Raw genomic sequence first — 18,898 nt, 5'->3', positions numbered from 1 at the left:
GCACGGGATCACCTGTAGTACTCCTGGGACCACGTGATGAACTTCCGCAGGCCGTCGGTGAAGGGCACGGTCGGCTTGTAGCCCAGGTGGTCGAACGCCTTGACCAGGTCCGGGCAGCGCCGCATCGGCTCGTCACCGGGGTAGCTGTCCGGATAGTCCCGCACGGTGTACTTGAGGTCGGGCGCCGGCACGGAGTCGCGCACCAGCTTCAGCAGTTCGATGATGGAGATCTCCGGACCGGACGCGCCCACGTTGTACGCCTCGCCGGGGCGCCCCCTTAGCAACGCCAGCAGGAACCCGACGATCGCGTCGGTGGCATAGCAGAACGTACGCGTCTGGGTCCCGTCGCCGTAGACGTCGATCGCCCGACCGTTCGAGAGCTGGACCGCGATGTTCGGCATGATGCGGTAGTCCTCGCGGCTCAGGCCGGGCCCGTAGACGTTGAACGGCCGGACGATCACCGCCGCCACGCCGAACTGCTGGACGTAGACCTGCAACAGCGTCTCGCCGAATCGCTTCGACTCGTCGTAGCAGCTACGCGGACCGAGGCACGACACGTTCCCGTTGTAGTCCTCCGACGTCGGCACGTGGCTGGCGTCGGGGTTTCCGTATATCTCCGACGACGACAGGAACAACAGCCTCGCCCCGTCGGCACGCGCGACGTCGAGCATGTTCCGCAGGCCGTGGGTGGCGACGTCCATGGTCTCCAACGGGAACTTGCGGTAGTAGTACGGGCTGGCGATGCCGGCCGCGTGCACGACGAAGTCGACCTTCCCACCCGGGCTGAAGGGACGGACGACGTCGTGCTCGACGAAGGTGACGTGCGGGTCCTCAAGCGGCGCGGCGCCGCCGTCGGCGGGCGTCCTCAGGTTGTCCATCGCCAGGACGTGGCAGGGCTCGCGCAGATACTTGGCGTTGAGCCTCCGGAAGACGGCCGTCAGGTACTGGCCCACGAATCCGCGAGCGCCGGTGATCAGAACCCGCCTGCCGTCGAACCGCTGTGCGTACTCGCCGAGGCCGACGCAGATGTCGTCGATGTCCGAATCGATGAGTGTGCTCATTCGACTGCTCTCCCGTCCAGCCGTTCCAACGTCAGCGGATTCATCCAGAGACCGGACCAGTCCGCGTGGCCGGCGACGATGTTGTCGTAGTAGTTCCAGGCGAAGACAAGTGCGCAGTACCGCTGACCGGACACTTCCGCGAGCTTCCCCGGCCCGACCACGGGGATGTGGGTGCCGGGTGTGAAGAGTCCTCGTTTGAGCGGGCTGTCCTCCACGATGAACTCGACATCGTCCGCGTCGAGTGCGAAGGAATACATCAGGGTCGTCAGTTTCGCCGGTGCGCCATAGCCGCAGAAACGCCATCCGTCGTTCTTCAGGGACGCGATCTGCTCACGCAGCTTCTGCCCCCGGGTCCGGATGCGCTCCCCGAAGTCCTCGTACGTCCGGGCGGAGAAGAGCGCCGCCTTCTCCTCGGATGCCACGAGTTCCGCCACCCGCGGGTTGACGGCACGGTCGTCGTTCGCCACGTAAACCCGGATCGAGCCGCCATGGGTGGGGACCCGCTCCACGTCGAACAAGTTCATGCCCATCCGGTCGAAGAAGCGGACCAGTGGGCGGACGGCGTGGTAGGCGACGTGCTCGTGGTAGATCGTGTCGAACAGCAGGCCCTCGACGACATCGGCGAGGTAGGAGACCTCGAAGATGAACACCCCGCGCGGGCCGAGCAGGGAGCGCACGGCAGTGGCGGCCTGCTCCAGGTCACCGATGTGGGCGAAGACGTTGTTCGCCGTGACCAGGTCCGCGGGCCCGAATCGGTCCCGCAGGTCGAGCGCGAGGGCGGAATCCAGGAAGGCCACAGTCGTGGGTACGCCGCGCGACTCGGCGATCTCGGCGATCCCCCGCGCCGGCTCGACGCCGTGCACAGCCGTCACGCCCCGATCGACGAACTGCCGCAACAGCGTTCCGTCGTTCGACCCGACGTCGACGACGAACGACTTCTCACTGAGGCCGAGCAGGTCGATCGCCCGCTCGGCGTAGTTCCCGAAGTGCGTGACGAACGACGGCGACGTGCCCGAGGCGTAGACGTAGTTGTCGAACAGGATGGACGGGCTGACCACCGCGGCGAGTTGGAGGTGCCCGCATTCCGGCGCGGGGCAGAGCTGCAGATCGAGGGGGAAGCGCTCCTGCTCCTGCGGCTTGTCCACGAAGCCGTTCGCGCACGGCGTGGACGGAAGTGACAGGACCAGGTGACCTGCGGTTCCGGTGCCGCACAACGCGCACGCACGGCGTTCCCGCACCTCGGTCACGACGGCGATCCGGTGTCCACGCCGCACTCGTACCTTCCGGCGAAGGACGACCAGGTGACGTCGAACATCGGCGATACGCGGACCACGTCACTCTCGTGGGACTCGTGGTCGCGCTTGTTCCGGGCGAACGTCATGAACGTGGTCCGCTTCGGGAAGTACATCACGTGCGCGACGAGGGGTGGGGTGAAGAAGAGTTGACCCGCCTCGAACGTCCTAACCTGGACGCCGTTCGCGCCTTCCACGGGCCGCCATCCGTACACGATGCTGCCGGACAGCACGTAGGCGTAGTGCCAGTCGGTCTTGTGATAGTGGTTGGCGCGGACGGCGCCGGGGTGGCTCTCGATGAGTGCCACCGACGTGAACCTCTCGAGGAGCACGTTCAGAATGCTGCCCGCCGCGTTGACGAATGGTTCGTCCAGGGGAACGTGCGGGTCGTCGGGGTAACGCTCCTCGTCCACCCTCTTCGTGTACTCGGCGTGGTTCATCGTTCTCCTCCCAAGCGGAACCATGGTCAGTACGCCTTGTCGCGTAGCAACCCCACCGCGAACCGTGCCGCTCGCACCGCGATCGCCATGATGGTGAGGGTCGGGTTCTGCCAGCCGCCGGACGGGAAGCAGGACCCGTCGGCGACGAAGACGTTCGGCGCGTCCCAGCAGCGGTTGTCCGGATCCACCACGGAGTCGGCCGGTGACCGGCCCATCCGCGCGGTACCCAGGTCGTGGACGTTGCGGCCGGGCGCGGTAAGCGTGTCCGCGACGGCGGTGAGCCGCAGGCCGGCGACCGACGCGGCCCGCTCCACCTCACGCCGCATGGCGTCGTAGAGCCGGTCCTCGTGCGGCCCGTAGCCACACTCGATGACCGGCACGGGGACGCCCCACCGGTCCCGGGTGTCGCCGAGCCGTACCCGGTTGTGCCAGTACGGCAGCATCTCCCCCTGCGCGTCGATCCCGCCCGGCGCCGGACCGGAGCCGCCGCGCTGCAAAGACACCCAGAGCGCAAACGGGCGGACGTCGCCGGTCTGCGGCTGCGGCGGCGGGACGAGCAGACCACTCTGCCGGCCGGCCGACCGGTGGGCAGGCATCGGCGGGTGACCGTCGAGGACGCCGGACGAGGTGACGAGCGGATGGTCCATCAACCCACGGCCGAGCCAGCCACTGCTGTTGCCGAGCCCGTCCGGGTGGCGAGGGCCGTGCGAGTTCAGCATGAGCCGGGCCGTCTCGATGGTGCCGCCGCAGAGGAACACGACCCGGGCGCGGGCGTGGTGCCGGGAGCCCTGGGCGGCGTCCACATAGCTGACGCCTGTCGCCCGGCCGTCGTCCGGATCGACTGTCACCGAGGTGACCCGGGCGTCCGGACGCAGCGTCACCCGGCCGGTCCGTTCCGCCCGCGCGAGGGCGGTGGCCTGCACGGTGAACTCCGGCCAGCCGTCCTCGCCCCGCTCGGCCGAGACGAAGCGCACCGGGACCGGACGGGTGTTCCCCAGGCGGTAGGCGTGCTGGAACGCCGCCTCGGCGGGGGTGAGCGCCGGCGGCTTGCCACGGAAGCGCCCGTCCGGGAGTTGGGCGAGTTCCTCGGCGGTCCCGCGTAGATCGACCAGGTCCTCCACGACGTCGTACGCGGTGGCCAGGTCGTCGTACCCGATCGGCCAGCTCAGCGCGCAACCATCGACGTCGCCGGCCGCCATCTCGAACGTCGACAGGCGCAGCGCCGACCCGCCCCAGAGCAACGACCGCCCACCGACCTGCATGCCACGGATCCAGGTGTACGGCTTTCCCGGCGGCGTCTCGTACGTGTGCTCCACGTCGTCGACGAACAGGTGGGGCCCGCGCGGACCGAAGTTGAAGTGGGTGCGTTGCACCGGCTGCCGCGCCCGGGTGCGCTCGTCGTGGTCGCCGGCGGTGACATGCGGGGCGGCGCGGTCCGGGATGTCCCCGGCGTTGCGGACCGGCCCGGCCTCGAGAACGAGGGTGCGGAATCCGGCTTCGGCCAGTTCCTTGGCCGCCCAGGAGCCGGCGAACCCGGACCCGACCACTATCGCGTCGTACGCCGGACCGGGATCGTCGCCGACCCCGGTCACGTCCGCGCTCCTCCGGTAGGCGAGGCGTGCCACTCGATGGGGCCGTCGATGCCGGTGTGGTGCGGCATGGCGAGCCCGTCGTGGAAGACGGACGCGGGGATCACCCGGAAGTCGAAGCTGACCCGGGTCCGGTCGGAGGCGTTGCGGACGTTTCCGTGCATGAGGTTCGCGCTGTCGAACGCGAGCATCTGCCCGTAGCGCATGGCATGCGGCCGGAAGTCCTCGGCACCCTCGCTCGACTCGACCCACAGGCAGTTCTCCGACGTCACGTCGGTGAGCGGGAGCCAGAACGTGATCTCGCAGGGGTTGTGACCGCCGCTGCGGTCCCGGTGGTAGCTTCCGACCCCGTGGCGTCCCGGCAACTGGATACGCCAGTTCGGCACGTGCTGGTAGCGGACGTCCTCGCCGACCATCTCGGTGATCACCGTTCGGACGAACTCGCGGTACAGCGCGGTGATCTCCTCGATGCCGTACAGCTTCTGGTGCATCGCCGAGGCCTGGTCGCCGAAGCCCGGGGTCTCCGCCGCGATGGCGGGTGGGTGGTGGTGATGCCACCGGGCGAGGTCCGGCACGCCGCTGGCGGCGCTTATCGCGCCGGCGAAGTCGAACCGCTCGTTGTCGTACGGAACGATCAGCTTGTTCAGCAAGGGCTTCCGCCTTCCTCGTGGTGGGAGGTGATGGTGAAGCGTGGCTCGAAGCCGATGAGGTGACTCAACTGGAGGTCGACGCCGCCGATGTTGGTGAAGTCCTCGCCGTGGAACAGGCTCTTGTGGACGAAGGACGCGGTCTTGCGGCGGTAGCCGGAGCGCGCCAGCAGCATGGCGAGGGTGGCCAGGTGCTGCGGGGTGCGACTGCGGTGCAGGGCGGTGAACGACCGGCGCAGCCTGCGGATCATCAGGTCCGCCGCCGCGGGATCGGCCGGCGCCGTCAGTCCGCGCATCCGGAGCCGGTCGAGGAACGCCCGCTGGACCGCGGTGGGCGCCGGGTCGGCGGCGGACGGGTCCGGGGCGTCGCCGCGAATCAGGTCGAGCAGGAGCCGGTCGTGCTCCGCGTAGCCGGTGTGGCCCCGCCCGGCGGGTGGAATGGCTCCGGCGACGAGCAGGTCGGCCGCGTGCGCGACGTCGACATCGCCGAGTCGCGCGGCCAGGTGGGTGGTGAAGTCGACGTCCGCGCGCAGGGTGGTGGGCAGCAACGACTCGCTCGGCAGCAACTCGGACGCCGCCGCGTGCGTGGAGGCCAGCACCGGTGTCCCGACGTACGACGCCTCGACAAGCACCCGTCCGAACGTCTCAAGCGACGACGTGCTGGGGAAGAACAACACGTCCATGTCGCGGTAGTCCTGCCACAGGCGGGCCCGGTCCACGGGTGGCCGGCACGAGTAGCCCGGCACCGCGGCCCCGCCGCCCGTCGCGCTCTGCCCGCCCTCGCCGATCGCCACCGTCCGGAAGGCGCCGGGAGCGCGCCGGTTCAACTCGCGCTGCAAACTGAGCACCTGCGAGTAGTTCTTGTCGTCGGTGAGTCGGCCGACGAAACCGATCTGCGTGCCGTCACCGCCCGAGCCGGTCCACGATCCGGCTAGTTCCTCGGGGAACCAGCGCAACAACGGATAGCAGACGGCCTGCCGGGAGCGCGCGAGCCCGGGGAACAGCATCGTGTAGAGCGCGAGCGAGTACCGCGACGAGTGGTAGAGCACGTCGTCGGGGCGGAGGTAGGGGGCCGAGAGCGCCTCCTGCTGCAGATAGCCGTTCCACAGCGCGGTGCGCGCGTCGCGGACGATGCGGAAGTCGAGCCCGAGCCGTTCGCGCAGGTGGAAGTAGAGGTAGGCGTGTGGGCCCACAGTCGCCACCACGACGTCGCAGCCGGCAAGCGCCGCACGCGCCGCCTCGTCGCTGCGGAACAGTTCCACCACGTCGTGCGGTTTGGGCCGGACCTCGGCGGTGTCGGAGAGAAGTCGCGCGACCTCGGTGTAGGCGAAGTTCGCGCCGTCCTTGCCCGGGTGACCGGCGTAGCTGCGGAACGTGTGGAAGCCCACGACCGGACCGGGCCGCCGGAGCGTCCCGCCGCTCGCCGCAGCCGGTGCGGGCTCGACCTCAGCGCTCATCGTCGGCGGCCGAGGCGACCAGGTCCCTCAGCGCGTCGTCCGGACGCGGACGGGCACGCAGCACTTCCACCCGTTTACGCAGCAGGGTCACCTTGGAGGTGTCCCAGTCCTCCGCGCGCAGCGCCGCCAGCACGATGTCGGAGAGTTCGGCGACGTCCTCGTCGTCGTACCCACGTGACGTGATCGTCGGCGTGCCGAGCCGCAGCCCGCTGGCGACGAACGGCGGCCTCGGGTCGCCGGGCAGCATGTTGCGGTTCGACAGGATGCCCAGGTCCTGGAGCCGGCCCTCGGCGTCCCGCCCGGTGAGCGCGGTGCGGGTGAGGTCGATGACGAGCAGATGGGTGTCGGTGCCGCCGGTCAGCAGGTCGAGCCCGCCGGCGAGCAGCAGCCCGGCCATCCGCCGCGCGTTGCTCACCACCCGCTCCTGATAGGCCCGGAAGGCGGGGCCGGCCGCGTCCCGTAGGGTGGCCGCGAGGGAGACCAGCCCGGCCATCCCGACCGAGGACTGGAGACCGGGGAAGATCGCCGAGTCGATCCGCCCCCGCAGCGACGCGGGGCACAGCACGATCCCGCCGCGGGTACCGCGCAGCGTCTTCTCCACCGAGGTCGTCACGACGGTGTCCGGGTAGGCGGCCGGGTTGTCGTGCAGCCCGGCGGCCACCAGGCCGGCGATGTGCGAAATGTCCGCGATCAGGGTCGCGCCCACCCCCCGCGCGATCGCGCTGAGCTGCGCGAAGTCGACCACCCGGGGGTACGCGGAGTAGCCGGCGACGATGACGCGCGGACGCTCCCGTTCCGCGATCCGCCGGATCTCGTCGTACGGCAGCAGGCCGGTCGCGGGATCGACGGTGTACGGCACGACGCGGTACAGCTCGGAGACGATGTGCTTGGCATGGCCGTGCGAGAGGTGCCCGCCGGAGGTGACGGCCATCGCCATCATGGTGTCGCCCGGCTTCATCAGCGCCCGGTAGGCGGCCAGGTTCGCCAGTGAGCCGGAGACGGGCTGCACGTTGGCGTGCTCGCCGCCGAACACGGCGCGGGCCCGCTCCACCGCCAGTCGCTCCACCTCGTCGAAGATCGAGGTACCGGCGTAGGGCTTGTTTCCGACGTGCCCCTCGGCGGAGCGGAACTGGGCCACGCCCCACCCGTGGTTGTCACGGGTCGCGGCGATCGGCGCGTTCGAGGCGGCGATCAGGTCGATGCTGTCCAGATAGTGCCGGTTCTCGCGGCTCAGCAGCCGTTCGAGTTCCAGATCATGCATAGGGGGGTCACCTCAGGGTGTCCAGCGGATGGGAGCAGCGCGGAGTGCCCGCCCGGCTCGGGACGAGGACGAGGATCAACTGGCGGGTACGACCCGCAGCAGGGTGCCGGCGCCGGCGACCTGCTGGCTCGTGACCTGGTAGACCGGCTCCACGAGCTCGGCGAAATACCGCAGGTCCACGAGCGGGTCGAGGCCCAGCGCCGGCCCGCGGGCGACCAGGTCCTCGGAGGCGCCCAGGTACAGCTCGTCGGCGACGATCAGGGCGGTGGTGACGAAGGCCAGGAGATCCGGCATCCGCAGCAGGCGCCAGAAGTCGAAGGAGAACGCCGAGCGGAACTCACCCTCGGAGTACGGCACGTCGACGCCGAGCAGGTGCAGGTTGTCCGCGTCCGCGTCGCGTCCGTAGTCGAACGTGACGACCCGCTGCCCGTCGAGCTTGTCGGTGTCGTAACCGATGACCAGGTCGGGACGTTGCGGGTCCCGCTCGCGCAGCGGGTCGACGGCGGCACGCCAGGGGCTGACCGAGCACAGACCCGCGTCGGCGCACACCGCCATGACCCGGCGGTAGTCGGTGACCCGTTCCGCGATGTCGGCGAGCGAGCCGGCCAGGACCTCGGGCAGCCCGGCGATGAGTTCGACCTCGTAGTGCCGGAACTTGTCCCGCAGCAGCGCCAGGCTGGCGAAGTGGTCGCCGAAGGACTTGCGGAGGTTGCGGTAGTGCGGCACGTGCCACACACGCAACGTGGGCTCGTAGTGGAACCGTGAGCGGTCCCGGTCGAAGTGCCGGTACAGCTTGTAGGAGATGTCCAGATCCTCGCCGCCCCACCGGGCGTCGTAGTCCACGTCGAACATGCCGACCGCGAGCGCGTCGGACCGGCTCAGGCCGTAGTTGTTGGTGAAGCCGTACATCCACGGCTCGGAGGGCGCGGACTGGGCGCGAACGTCGTGTTCCACCGGGAACGTGTCGAGGACGCCCTTGCCGCTCATCACGGCGTGCAGCGCGGCCCAGCCCTGGACGCCGAGTTCGCCGCGACCGCCCATCACGACGCTGCGCGGGTCCTTCTCCGCCAGGTGCCAGTGCCGTTCGAGCAGGTCGGGCGGGCAGAGCGAGTCGTTGTCGAGCAGCAGCAGCCGCTCTGCGGTGGCGGCCAGAATGCCTGTGTTACGAGCCCGCGACCAGCCCTTCGGAGAGGTCAGCTCCCGCAGCAGGTAGGGCGTGTTCGCGCGCAGCTCGGCCAGCCGGGCCGGCGGCTCGCAGCCGTTGTAGACGACGATGACCTCGAACTTCTCCGCCGGCATCGTCTGGTGGGCAAGCGACTGCAGCACCAGTTCGAGGCACTGCGTGTTGAAGTAGCTCGGGATGACCACGCTGAGCGCGATCTCCTCCTGACGATTCCTGGCGTCGCCCAAGGCGTTCCCCCGATATTAAATCCAGATGTCGCACTAATCGGAGCACGCACTAATAGATTTGTCAACGTCGAAGTGATGTGGACCTATGGGGCAGCTCGGACGGCCCGGTGAGGACAGCACGCGCCACCAGATCCCCGTGCCGGAACGTGGCCGCGTCGGTGCCCGGGATGGCGAACGCGCGCGTCCCCCGCAACGAGGTGTTCCAGCCCAGCGCGTACCGCGCCGGATGCGCGGCGCCGTCGGCAGCCACCATCCGCCCTTGGTCGTCGACGGCGATCCGCCCGGTCGGCGTGCGGTAGCCGGTCGCCGGGTCGGTCAGGAACTCCTCCGACGCGGCTCCGGAGGCGTGCAGCGCCCGCAACAGCTCGTCGGCCGTGCCGTCGAGCGTCGGCTCGGGCAGCCGGGCGTCGATCAGCACATCTGCCGGACACTCCTCGGCGATGTTCGCGCTGCCGGCCCGGTAGCGGCCTGTCGACTCGTCGAGGCGTACCCGCATCCCCGAGCCGAGCGGCTGCACCACCCCCGCCCGGCACAGCGCCAGCAGCTCCTCCGTCCGGAAGGCCGGAGGACCGCTCGCCACGAGGTTGAACAGGGTGAACCAGGCCCCGTCGAGTTCCTCGACCTGGTCCCGCGGGGACAGGCGGGGCCGCAGGCGCGCGAGGTGCTCGAAGAACAGCAGTTGGGCACCGTAGACGGCCGAGTCGGCGGACCGGGCCGGGTCGTCGGCGCGCCGCAGTTCCTGCGCCAGCAGCGCGATGAACCGGGCGCGGAAGTCGTCGACGTGCCGCGGCTCGACGTGGCGCAGCGGACGACGCAGATCGTCGATATTCCACCGATGGGCCGGATGCGGCACCGACTTCTCGGCGAGCGCGTCCAGCTCGTCCACCGCGGCGGCGTCGTGCAGCCGTTCGAAGTCCGGCCACGGCATGGCGGTGTGCCGCGGCGCGGCGGCGAACAGCTCGCGGTGGTACGCGAAGCTCAGATCCTTCAGGATGAGCGGCCAGAGGTCGCGACGGAAGTCGAGCATCCCGTCCCCGGCGAGCGACCGCTCCAGAGCCGGCGGGAAGTAGCGCAGCTCCCGCACCGGTCCATGGACCAGCCGGTGGCTCGGCTTGCACCGGTACGGCAGGCCGCGGCGGGAACCGGCAAGCAGCCGTGGCTCACGCCCGGAGGGCAGGTACCGCAACTCGCCGCCGCGCTCGCGGACGTACCGGCCACCGCGCCCCTCGGTGACCAGGGCCATCAGGTCGAAGAACGCCAGTCCCATGCCCCGGACCAGGACATCGACGCCGGGCCGCAGCACCGACAGGTCGGCCTCGGCGATGTAGCCGGGCGGCAGGTACACGAGCCCGTGCCGCGCCGCGAACCCGGCCGCCTCCGACTGCTCGCCCTGCGGCCGGGCCTCGAGGTGGCCGAGTGCGAGGACCACCGCGTCGGCGTCGATCCGGGAGCCGTCCGCCAGGTGCACCCGCTCCGTGCCGTCAGGTGCGCCGGTGAGCGCCACGGCGCGGCCCTGCCGCACGGTCACCCGCACGCCTGGCGGCGCCTGGCGGATCACCTCACCGAGGAACCAGGACAGGTAGGCGCCCTGCACCCGCCGGGTCGCGAACGACACCGGGGAGATCTCGCGTACGTCGTCCGCCAACCCGGGATCGACGGGCGGGAGGCTCCCGGCGGTCGTGGCCGTCGCCCACTCGGCAAGCGACGGTCCCGGACGTGGCGGGCCGGCGCAGCGGACGGCCGCGCCGGGGAAGAGGGTGATGTCCTTGGCGAGCGAGTTCATCCGCATCAGCGGCGACTGCCCGTCCCGCCAGATCCGTCCCGGACCGGCCGGATGGGGATCGATCAGCATGATCTCGATCGAACGGTCCGGCGCGAGATCGGCGTTGGCCAGCAGCCGCTCCACAAGTCCCACACCGACCGGACCGGCGCCGAGAACCGCGATGCGAGGCATGAGGACAGACGGTAAACCACGATGGGTGTGTGCCGGGTGACAGCCGTCAGCGGAGCAGGACGGCCGGATCGGCGTAGATGTCCTCGATGACCTGCCCGGCCGCGCCGAGCATCACCGCGTCCCGGCCCAGGGGCGAGATGACGACCGGGGGCGTCTGCTCGTACAGCGCCCCGGCCCGCAGTGCCGCCCCGGTGGGCTCCAGGATCCACGGCGCGAGCCGGGAGAAGATGCCGCCGAGCACGATCGCGCCCGGGTCCAGTCCCTTGACGACGCAGGTGAGCGCGCGCCCGAGAGCGTCACCGGCCCGCCGTGCCGCCGAGATGGCGCCACGGTCCCCGGCCTCGAGCAGTTCGATCAGGGCGGACATCCGTTCGTCCAGGCCGGACCAGGCCGCCAACGGCTTGAGCCCCACCGCGCAGAGCATGGCCTCCCGGCCGGCGACGAGCTCCAGGCACCCGCGCGCACCGCAGGCACACCGCGGCCCGTCCGGATCGACCTGGATGTGGCCCAGCTCGCCGGCGAACCCGTGGAAGCCCCGGAAGATCCGGCCGTTCAGGATGATGCCGGCGCCGATGCCGATCTCCCCGGACACGTGCAGGAAGTCGCTCAGCGGGCGTCCCGCGCCGAGCCACATCTCGCCGAGCGCGGCCAGGTTCGCCTCGTTCTCCACCTTGGTCGGCAGACGCAACTCGCGAAGGCCGCGGTCGACAAGCGCCGCGGCCGGCACGTCACGCCAGCGGAAGCTCGGCGCACGCAGCATCCCCGAGCGGTCGACCAGACCGGGCACCGCCACGACCGCCCCGGCCACGGTCAGGCCCTGCTCCTGGGCGGAGACGACAGCCTGTTCGGCAAGCACGGACAGCGCCGCGGCGATCTCCTCGGGCCGGCGGTTCCGGTTGTCGGTCGTCACCAGGTCCCGATGGCGCACCCGGCGGCTCATGTCGAGGACGCACGACGCCAGGTAGTCGACGGTCACCTCGAGGCCGAGCCCGGCAGCACTAGCGCCGTCGACCAGGACGCCGGTCCCCGGGCGCCCGCGGTCGCCGCCGTGGAGCACGCCCCCGTTGTGCACCAGGCCGGCGGCGGCGAGCACCGCGATCAGGTTGGACACCGTGGTCTTGGTGAAGCCGGTGAGCGCGGCGAGCTGCGCCCGGGTAGCCGGCTGATGTTCCGCGATGACGCCGAGCAGAACGGCCAGATTCCGTTCCCGCATGGTGGCGTGGCGCATGGGTGCACCGACATCGATCGGCATGGGTGCACGCTACAGGCCGGCCCGGATGGACCGGCTCTTGGCAGGTCGCCGTCCGGCCACTAGTTTGATCCAGATCATTGCCTAATGAAGGGTGGGCGTGCCCGCCGTGCCCGCGATGGCGCAACCCGGCCTTCATGCCGGCTCCTCCGCACCACCCCGGGGCGCCTGGGCGGTCCTGTTCACGGTGCTGGGCGCGGCGATGATGGACCTGCTCGACGCCACCGCGATGAACGTCGCCGCCCCGGCCATCCGCAACGACCTCGGCGCGTCCGACGCGCAGTTCCAGTGGATCAGCGTCGGTTACGTGCTGACGTTCTCGGTACTTCTGCTCGCCGGCGGCCGGCTCGGCGACATCGTCGGCCGCCGTCGCATGTTCCTCATCGGACTCGCCGGATTCGCACTCACGTCGGCGGCCTGCGCGGCGGCGCAGGCCCCGGCCCAGCTGATCGTCGCGCGGCTGGTGCAGGGCGGCGCCGCGGCGATGATGGTCCCGCAGTGCGTCAGCATGATCCGGGAGAGCTTCGGCCAGGAGCACAGCGCGAAGGCGTTCGCCATCTTCGGGCCCTTCATGAGCCTCTCGTCCGCCGCCGGCCCGATCCTGGGTGGCACGGTCATCACGTACGCGTCGTGGCACTGGGTCTTCATCATCAACATCCCGGCATGCCTCGTCGTGTACGTCTTCGCCCTCCGCACGCTTCCCGCCGACCGCGCCCCCGCCGACCGGCCGAAGCTCGACGGCACCGGCATGATCCTGTGCTCGGTCGCGGTCGGGCTGTTCGTCTATCCGGTCATTCAGGGCCGTGAACACCAGTGGGCCTGGTGGACCCGGGCGATGATGGCCTCGTCGGTGCTTGTTCTCGCGCTCTTCGCGCTGCACGCCCGTAACCGCCGTCGACGGAGGCTTGACGCGTTCATCGAGACGAGCCTGTTCCGCAAACGGTCCTTCACCGGCGGCTCGGTGGTCGTCTTCCTGTTCTTCGGCGCCTGTTCGGGAGCCTTCATCATCTACCCCGTACTGGTCCAGTTGTACGTCGGCTGGTCGCCGGTCCGCAGCGGACTGACCGGCACATGGTGGCCGGTGGGCACGATCGCCGCGATGGGCATCGGGCATCTGCTCGCGAGGCGGCGACCGCGCCTGGTGCTCCAGGCCGGAATCCTGTGCCAGGCGGTGGGTATGGGCCTGGCCGCGGTGACCGTGGCGGCCACCGCCCGCTCCACCACCTACCAGGGGACCGACGGCCTGCGGTACGACTCCGGCCTCACCAGCTTCAACCTGGCGCCCGCGTTTCTCGTCGCCGGCGTGGGGACCGGCCTGTTCTTCGGGCAGTTCCTGAACCTGGTCCTGTCCCGGGTCGACGACCGCGAGCTCGGGTCGGCCACCGGCGCCGTCAACGCGCTCCAGCAACTGGGCGGCGCGGTGGCGGCGGCGATCTTCTCCACGGTGATCTTCGACCAGATCGGCCGGGGTGCGTCCCCGTTCGTCGCGAGCGAGCTTGCCTACTGGTTGTGTGCCGCCCTGCTCATCGTGACCTGGGTGTCGTCCTTCGCGCTTCCGGACATCCCCGCGACGGCCACCGGGAAAGGAACGGACTGATGTCGAACTCGCCCGCGGTCAACCTGTGGACCATCCGGGACGATCTGGCGGCCGACCGCCACGGCGCGCTGCAACGCCTGGCCGGCCTCGGCTACCGCGGCGTCGAGCCCTTCGAGGCCCTCGACGACCCGGCCGGCCTGCGTGCGACGGCCGAGGACGCCGGCCTCACCATCTGCAGCGCCCACTCGCACCGGTTCTTCACCGCCGACCGGGACGCGGCCCTCGACGCCGTGGCGACCCTCGGCACCGATCTGGCCATCGTCGGAACCGGCCTCCCCGACGACGCCTTCACCGGCCGTGCGGCACTCGAGCGCACCGCCGACGCGCTCAACGCGCTCGCCGAGCGGGCCGCCGGGTACGGCCTGCGGATCGGTTACCACAACTACTGGTCCGAGTTCACCGCCCGGGTCGACGGCCGGCACGCCCTGGAGGCCCTGGCCGACCTGGTGTCCCCCGATGTCTTCTTCGAGATCGACACCTACTGGGCGGCCGTCGGCGGCGCCGACGTACCAGCCGTCCTCGATCGGCTCGGCGCGCGGGTGCCGGCCGTGCACCTGAAGGACGGCCCGATCACCGCGGACGCCCCGCACGTCGCCCTCGGGCGAGGCGCGATGCCGACGGCGGAGATCCTGGCCGCCACCCCGGCCGGCGCGCTGCACATCGTCGAGATGAAGACCAGCGACGGCGACGTCTTCGCGGCGCTCGCGGAGAGCCGCGCCTACCTGAACACGTTCCCGGCCCGGCCCGGATAGGCGCCCTCAGCCGACCCGCCGCAGCCAGGCCGCCGGATCATCGCGCACGCCCCGGACCACCGCGTCCGCCGCCCCGCGCACCGCGGCGTTCGTACCCAGCCGGGCGGCCCGTAGCGTGACCGGCGCGAGCCGCGCGGTCAGCACCCGGCGCCGCAACTCGGCCTCGATGCCGTCGCGCAGCCGGTCGAAGTAGGTCGCATAGGCCCCGCCCAGCACGACCACCGGCACGTCCAGCAGGTTGACCACCGCGGCCAGCGCGATGCCAAGCGCGGCGGCGGCCTGCGGCTCACCCGCGCCGAGCGCCTCCTGGCCGGCATACTGTTCGAGGCAGCCGTTCGAGCCGCAGCGGCAGGGCCGCCCGTCCGGGTGGACCGTCATGTGACCGATCTCGCCGCTCCAGCCGCGCGCCCCGCGGTACAACTGGCCGTCGATCACCAGCCCGGCGCCGATGCCGATCTCGCCGGAGACGTACAGGAAGGTCTGCTCGCCTCCCGCGACCCGCAACTCACCGAGGGCGGCGAGGTTGGCCTCGTTGTCGACGACGATCGGCAGGTCGGCCAGCTCCGGCACGCCGCGCAGCAGCGCCAGTGCGTCCACGTTCTGCCAGCCCAGGTTCGGCGCGTCCAGGACCGACCCGGCGGAGACCAGGCCGGGGACCGCCAGGGCGGCACCGGCCACCACCAGCCCGTCGGCCTCGGCGGCGTGCCGGGCGCGGGCGGCCAGGCGGCCGAGTGCGGCGAGCGCGTCGGCCGCCGCGGCCGGGCGCTGGTCGGCGTGCTCGACGAGGCGCTGCCGGACCGCGCCGGTCAGGTCGACCACGCAGACGGCCAGGTAGTCGACGTTGATCTCCAGGCCGAGCCCGGCCGGACCGGTCGAGGCGAGCGCGAGACCGGCCGCCGGGCGGCCGGCCCCGGTGCGTGGCGGCGGGTCCAGCTCGGTCAGCAGGCCGCCCGCGATCAGGTCGTCGACAAGCGCCGAGACGGTGGCCCGGGTGAGCCCGGTGACGGCCGCGACGGCGGCCCGGGACGGCGGATCCGCGCTGGCCGCCACGGTGCTCAGCACCAGCGCGAGGTTGTGGGCCCGCACACTCGACTGCCGGACGGGGGCGCTCGATGCGGAGGTCAACCGAGCCGTCACGCCTTGACAATGCCACACCCCCGGCAAATAATTCAACTCACAAACAAATCAAGCGCGTTTCCCGGAGGTAACCGTGTCTGTGCAGCCCACACGTGAGGACAAGTTCTCCTTCGGTCTCTGGACCGTCGGCTGGGAAGCCCGCGACCCGTTCGGTGAGGCCACCCGTCCCGCGCTCGACCCGATCGAGACCGTGCACAAGCTCGCCGAGCTCGGGGCGTACGGTGTCGGCTTCCACGACGACGACCTGGTGCCCTTCGGCGCGGACGCCGCGACCCGCGACCGCATCGTCGCCAGCTACAAGAAGGCGCTCGACGAGACAGGTCTCATCGTCCCGTCGGTGACCACCAACCTGTTCCAGCAGCCCATCTTCAAGGACGGCGGCTTCACCAGCAACGATCGCAACGTCCGGCGCTACGCGCTGCGCAAGGTGCTGCGCCAGATGGACCTCGGCGCCGAACTGGGCTCCAAGATCCTGGTGCTGTGGGGCGGTCGCGAGGGCTCGGAGTACGACTCCGCGAAGGACGTCCGGGCCGCGCTCGACCGCTACGCCGAGGCCCTGAACCTGCTCGCGCAGTACTCGGAGGACCGCGGCTACGGCTACCGCTTCGCCATCGAGCCGAAGCCGAACGAGCCCCGCGGCGACATCCTGCTCCCGACCGCCGGCCACGCCATCGCGTTCACCCAGGAGCTGGACCGGCCCGAGCTGTTCGGCATCAACCCCGAGGTCGGCCACGAGCAGATGTCGAACCTCAACTTCACCCACGGCATCGCCCAGGCGCTGTGGCACAACAAGCTGTTCCACATCGACCTGAACGGCCAGCACGGCCCGAAGTACGACCAGGACCTGGTCTTCGGTCACGGCGACCTGCTCAACGCGTTCTCCACTGTCGACCTGCTGGAGAACGGCCTCGACGGCGCCAGCCCCTACGACGGTCCGCGGCACTTCGACTACAAGCCGTCGCGCACCGAGGACTTCGACGGCGTCTGGGAGTCGGTCAAGGCCAACATCCGGATGTACCTGCTGCTCAAGGAGCGGGCCAAGGCGTTCCGCGCGGACCCCGAGGTGCAGGAGGCGCTTGCCGCCGCGAAGGTCGGCGAGCTGTCCACCCCGACCCTGAACCCGGGCGAGAGCTACGCCGACCTGCTCGCCGACCGCAGCGCGTTCGAGGACTTCGACGTGACCGTCCCCGGCGCCCAGGGCTACGGGTTCATCCGGCTCAACCAGCTGGCCGTCGAGCACCTGATCGGGGCTCGCTGACCATGGCGCTCGTAGCCGGGATCGACAGCTCAACGCAGTCGTGCAAGGTCGTCATTCGTGACGCCGGGACGGGGAAGCTGGTCCGGCAGGGCCGGGCCGCCCACCCGGACGGCACCGAGGTGCATCCGGACGCCTGGTGGACCGCGCTGCGGCAGGCGATCGAGGAGGCCGGCGGCCTGGACGACGTGGCCGCCGCCTCGGTGGCCGGTCAGCAGCACGGCATGGTCGTGCTTGACGAGAACGGTGACGTGGTCCGCCCGGCGCTGCTGTGGAACGACACGCGCAGCGCCGGCGCGGCGGCCGACCTGATTGCCGAACTGGGCGGCGGGGACAAGTGGGCGGAGGCGGTCGGGATCGTGCCGGTCGCCAGTTTCACGCTCACCAAGCTGCGCTGGCTGGCCCGCAACGAGCCGGCGAACGCGGCCCGGGTCGCCGCGGTCTGCCTGCCGCACGACTGGCTCACCTGGAAACTGTCCGGGTCCACCGACATCGCGGACATCAGGACCGACCGCAGCGACGCCAGCGGCACTCTCTACTGGTCGGCCAAGACCAACGAGTACCGCCCCGACCTGCTGGAGCTCGGTTTCGGCCGGGCGCTGCGAACGCCTGACGTCCTCGGCCCGACCGGGGTCGCCGGGCACCTGCCGAACGGCGCCCCGCTGGGTCCGGGAGCCGGGGACAACGCCGCCGCCGCCCTCGGGACCGGCGCGCTTCCCGGCGACGTGATCGTCTCGATCGGCACGTCCGGCACGGTGTTCGTCTCCTCGGAGGCGGCACCCGTCGACCCGAGCGGCACGGTGGCCGGTTTCGCCGACACCACCGGTCGCTTCCTGCCGATCGTGGTGACGCTCAACGCGGCCCGGGTGCTGGACGCGGCGGCGAAACTGCTCGGGGTCTCGCACGACGAGTTGTCCCGGCTCGCGCTGTCCGCGCCCGCCGGTGCGGACGGCCTGGTCCTGGTGCCGTACCTGGAGGGTGAGCGGACCCCGAACCGGCCGGATGCCACAGGCGCGATCCACGGGCTGACCCTGAAGACGTCCGACCCGGCGCACCTGGCCCGGGCCGCCGTCGAGGGCATGCTCTGCGCCCTGGCGGACGGCCTGGACGCGCTTGTCGACCAGGGCGCCCAGGCGAACCGGATCGTCCTGGTCGGCGGCGGGGCGAAGAACGAGGCGGTACGCCGGATCGCGCCCGCCCTGTTCGGCAAGCCGGTACTGGTACCCCCGCCGGGCGAGTACGTTGCCGACGGTGCGGCCCGGCAGGCGGCATGGGTCGTCGCCGGCGGGGACACCCCGCCGCGGTGGTCGGCGGAGACACCGGAGACGTACGAGGACGATCCTGTCCCGCTGATCCGCGAGCAGTACGCGACCGCCCAGCACGCCGTACTGGACCGGCCCCGGGTCAACCGGTAGGCGCGCCGACGGGCTCGGTCAGGACTGACCGGACCAACGCGCTCAGCCCAGCCTCCCAGCGCGCCTCGGGCCAGTCACGCAGGTGCTCCACGAGGTCGCTGCGGACGGCGGCGAGCAGGGCGTGGGCGAGGTAGTCCGCCGGCTCCGGGCCGCGCGACTCGGCTACGAGGGCGGTCAGCAGGGCGTGCCAGTCCTGGTACGACTCGGTGCGGTAGGGGCTGCCGTTGCCGGCGTTCTCCAGAGCCAGGGCGAGCACCCGGTTGTCCCGCTTGAACCGGACCAACTCGCGCAGCAGCGCCATGACCTGGTCGGGGGGGGGGGGGCCCCCGCGGGGCGCCGCCGCGGGGGCCCGCCCGGGGGGGGGGCGCCCGGCGCGGCCGGG

At 71.1% G+C, this 18,898-nt stretch carries 16 protein-coding genes; 4 read left to right on the top strand and 12 right to left on the bottom strand.

All coding sequences use genetic code 11. From position 1 onward, the window contains the following. Nucleotides 1–8 precede the first annotated feature (8 nt). The 10 genes from SM450_RS23915 to SM450_RS23870 form a co-directional block, all read right to left on the bottom strand. Nucleotides 9–1,061: an NAD-dependent epimerase/dehydratase family protein gene (locus tag SM450_RS23915; RefSeq protein WP_474622009.1), complete on the bottom strand. Its 1,053-nt coding sequence runs from the start codon at nucleotides 1,059–1,061 to the stop codon at nucleotides 9–11. After that, the gene (locus tag SM450_RS23910; RefSeq protein WP_474622008.1) at nucleotides 1,058–2,308 is read right to left on the bottom strand and encodes a methyltransferase domain-containing protein; all 1,251 of its coding nucleotides are present in this window, start codon (nucleotides 2,306–2,308) and stop codon (nucleotides 1,058–1,060) included. Before SM450_RS23910 ends, SM450_RS23915 begins: the two co-directional genes overlap by 4 nt. After that, the gene (locus SM450_RS23905; protein ID WP_474622007.1) at nucleotides 2,305–2,793 is read right to left on the bottom strand and encodes a cupin domain-containing protein; all 489 of its coding nucleotides are present in this window, start codon (nucleotides 2,791–2,793) and stop codon (nucleotides 2,305–2,307) included. Before SM450_RS23905 ends, SM450_RS23910 begins: the two co-directional genes overlap by 4 nt. A gap of 26 nt (nucleotides 2,794–2,819) precedes the next feature. Continuing rightward, nucleotides 2,820–4,385: a GMC oxidoreductase gene (locus SM450_RS23900; RefSeq protein ID WP_474622006.1), complete on the bottom strand. Its 1,566-nt coding sequence runs from the start codon at nucleotides 4,383–4,385 to the stop codon at nucleotides 2,820–2,822. Next, a complete protein-coding gene (locus SM450_RS23895) occupies nucleotides 4,382–5,032 on the bottom strand; it encodes a phytanoyl-CoA dioxygenase family protein (protein ID WP_474622005.1) in 651 nt (216 codons plus the stop codon). Before SM450_RS23895 ends, SM450_RS23900 begins: the two co-directional genes overlap by 4 nt. Next, nucleotides 5,026–6,486 (bottom strand): glycosyltransferase, encoded by a 1,461-nt coding sequence (locus SM450_RS23890; RefSeq protein WP_474622004.1) that lies wholly within the window; start codon nucleotides 6,484–6,486, stop codon nucleotides 5,026–5,028. Before SM450_RS23890 ends, SM450_RS23895 begins: the two co-directional genes overlap by 7 nt. Beyond that, nucleotides 6,476–7,747 (bottom strand): serine hydroxymethyltransferase, encoded by a 1,272-nt coding sequence (locus SM450_RS23885; protein WP_474622003.1) that lies wholly within the window; start codon nucleotides 7,745–7,747, stop codon nucleotides 6,476–6,478. The genes SM450_RS23890 and SM450_RS23885 overlap by 11 nt, the downstream gene beginning before the upstream one ends. Nucleotides 7,748–7,822: 75 nt before the next feature. After that, on the bottom strand, nucleotides 7,823–9,157 hold the full coding sequence (locus tag SM450_RS23880) for a glycosyltransferase family 2 protein (RefSeq protein WP_474622002.1): 1,335 nt from the start codon (nucleotides 9,155–9,157) through the stop codon (nucleotides 7,823–7,825). A 61-nt stretch (nucleotides 9,158–9,218) separates the two neighbouring features. Then, complete coding sequence (locus tag SM450_RS23875) at nucleotides 9,219–11,111, bottom strand: FAD/NAD(P)-binding protein (RefSeq protein WP_474622001.1); 1,893 nt, start codon at nucleotides 11,109–11,111, stop codon at nucleotides 9,219–9,221. A 46-nt stretch (nucleotides 11,112–11,157) separates the two neighbouring features. Then, entirely contained in the window at nucleotides 11,158–12,363 is a 1,206-nt protein-coding gene (locus SM450_RS23870) for an ROK family transcriptional regulator (protein ID WP_474622000.1), read from the bottom strand. A gap of 97 nt (nucleotides 12,364–12,460) precedes the next feature. On the opposite strand from SM450_RS23870, the gene SM450_RS23865 reads away from it, so the two are divergent. Then, entirely contained in the window at nucleotides 12,461–13,957 is a 1,497-nt protein-coding gene (locus tag SM450_RS23865; RefSeq protein ID WP_474621999.1) for an MFS transporter, read from the top strand. Then, a complete protein-coding gene (locus SM450_RS23860) occupies nucleotides 13,957–14,709 on the top strand; it encodes a sugar phosphate isomerase/epimerase family protein (RefSeq protein ID WP_474621998.1) in 753 nt (250 codons plus the stop codon). Before SM450_RS23865 ends, SM450_RS23860 begins: the two co-directional genes overlap by 1 nt. Before the next feature lie 6 nt (nucleotides 14,710–14,715). On the opposite strand, the gene SM450_RS23855 is transcribed toward SM450_RS23860, so the two are convergent. Beyond that, nucleotides 14,716–15,846 (bottom strand): ROK family protein, encoded by a 1,131-nt coding sequence (locus SM450_RS23855; RefSeq protein ID WP_474621997.1) that lies wholly within the window; start codon nucleotides 15,844–15,846, stop codon nucleotides 14,716–14,718. Between the two features lie 73 nt (nucleotides 15,847–15,919). Here SM450_RS23855 and xylA point away from each other — a divergent pair, with 73 nt between their 5' ends. Both xylA and xylB read left to right on the top strand, forming a co-directional pair. After that, nucleotides 15,920–17,104, top strand: coding sequence for a xylose isomerase (gene xylA, locus SM450_RS23850; RefSeq protein WP_474621996.1), 1,185 nt, complete (start codon nucleotides 15,920–15,922; stop codon nucleotides 17,102–17,104). Nucleotides 17,105–17,106: 2 nt separating this feature from the next. Continuing rightward, nucleotides 17,107–18,516 (top strand): xylulokinase, encoded by a 1,410-nt coding sequence (gene xylB, locus SM450_RS23845; RefSeq protein ID WP_474621995.1) that lies wholly within the window; start codon nucleotides 17,107–17,109, stop codon nucleotides 18,514–18,516. Here the strand turns inward: xylB and SM450_RS23840 are convergent. Then, nucleotides 18,506–18,817, bottom strand: coding sequence for a hypothetical protein (locus SM450_RS23840; RefSeq protein WP_474621994.1), 312 nt, complete (start codon nucleotides 18,815–18,817; stop codon nucleotides 18,506–18,508). The genes xylB and SM450_RS23840 overlap by 11 nt on opposite strands. Nucleotides 18,818–18,898 lie beyond the last annotated feature (81 nt).

It is taken from the genome of Micromonospora marincola (assembly GCF_056150385.1).
This window is presented reverse-complemented; position numbering and strand designations above follow the sequence as displayed.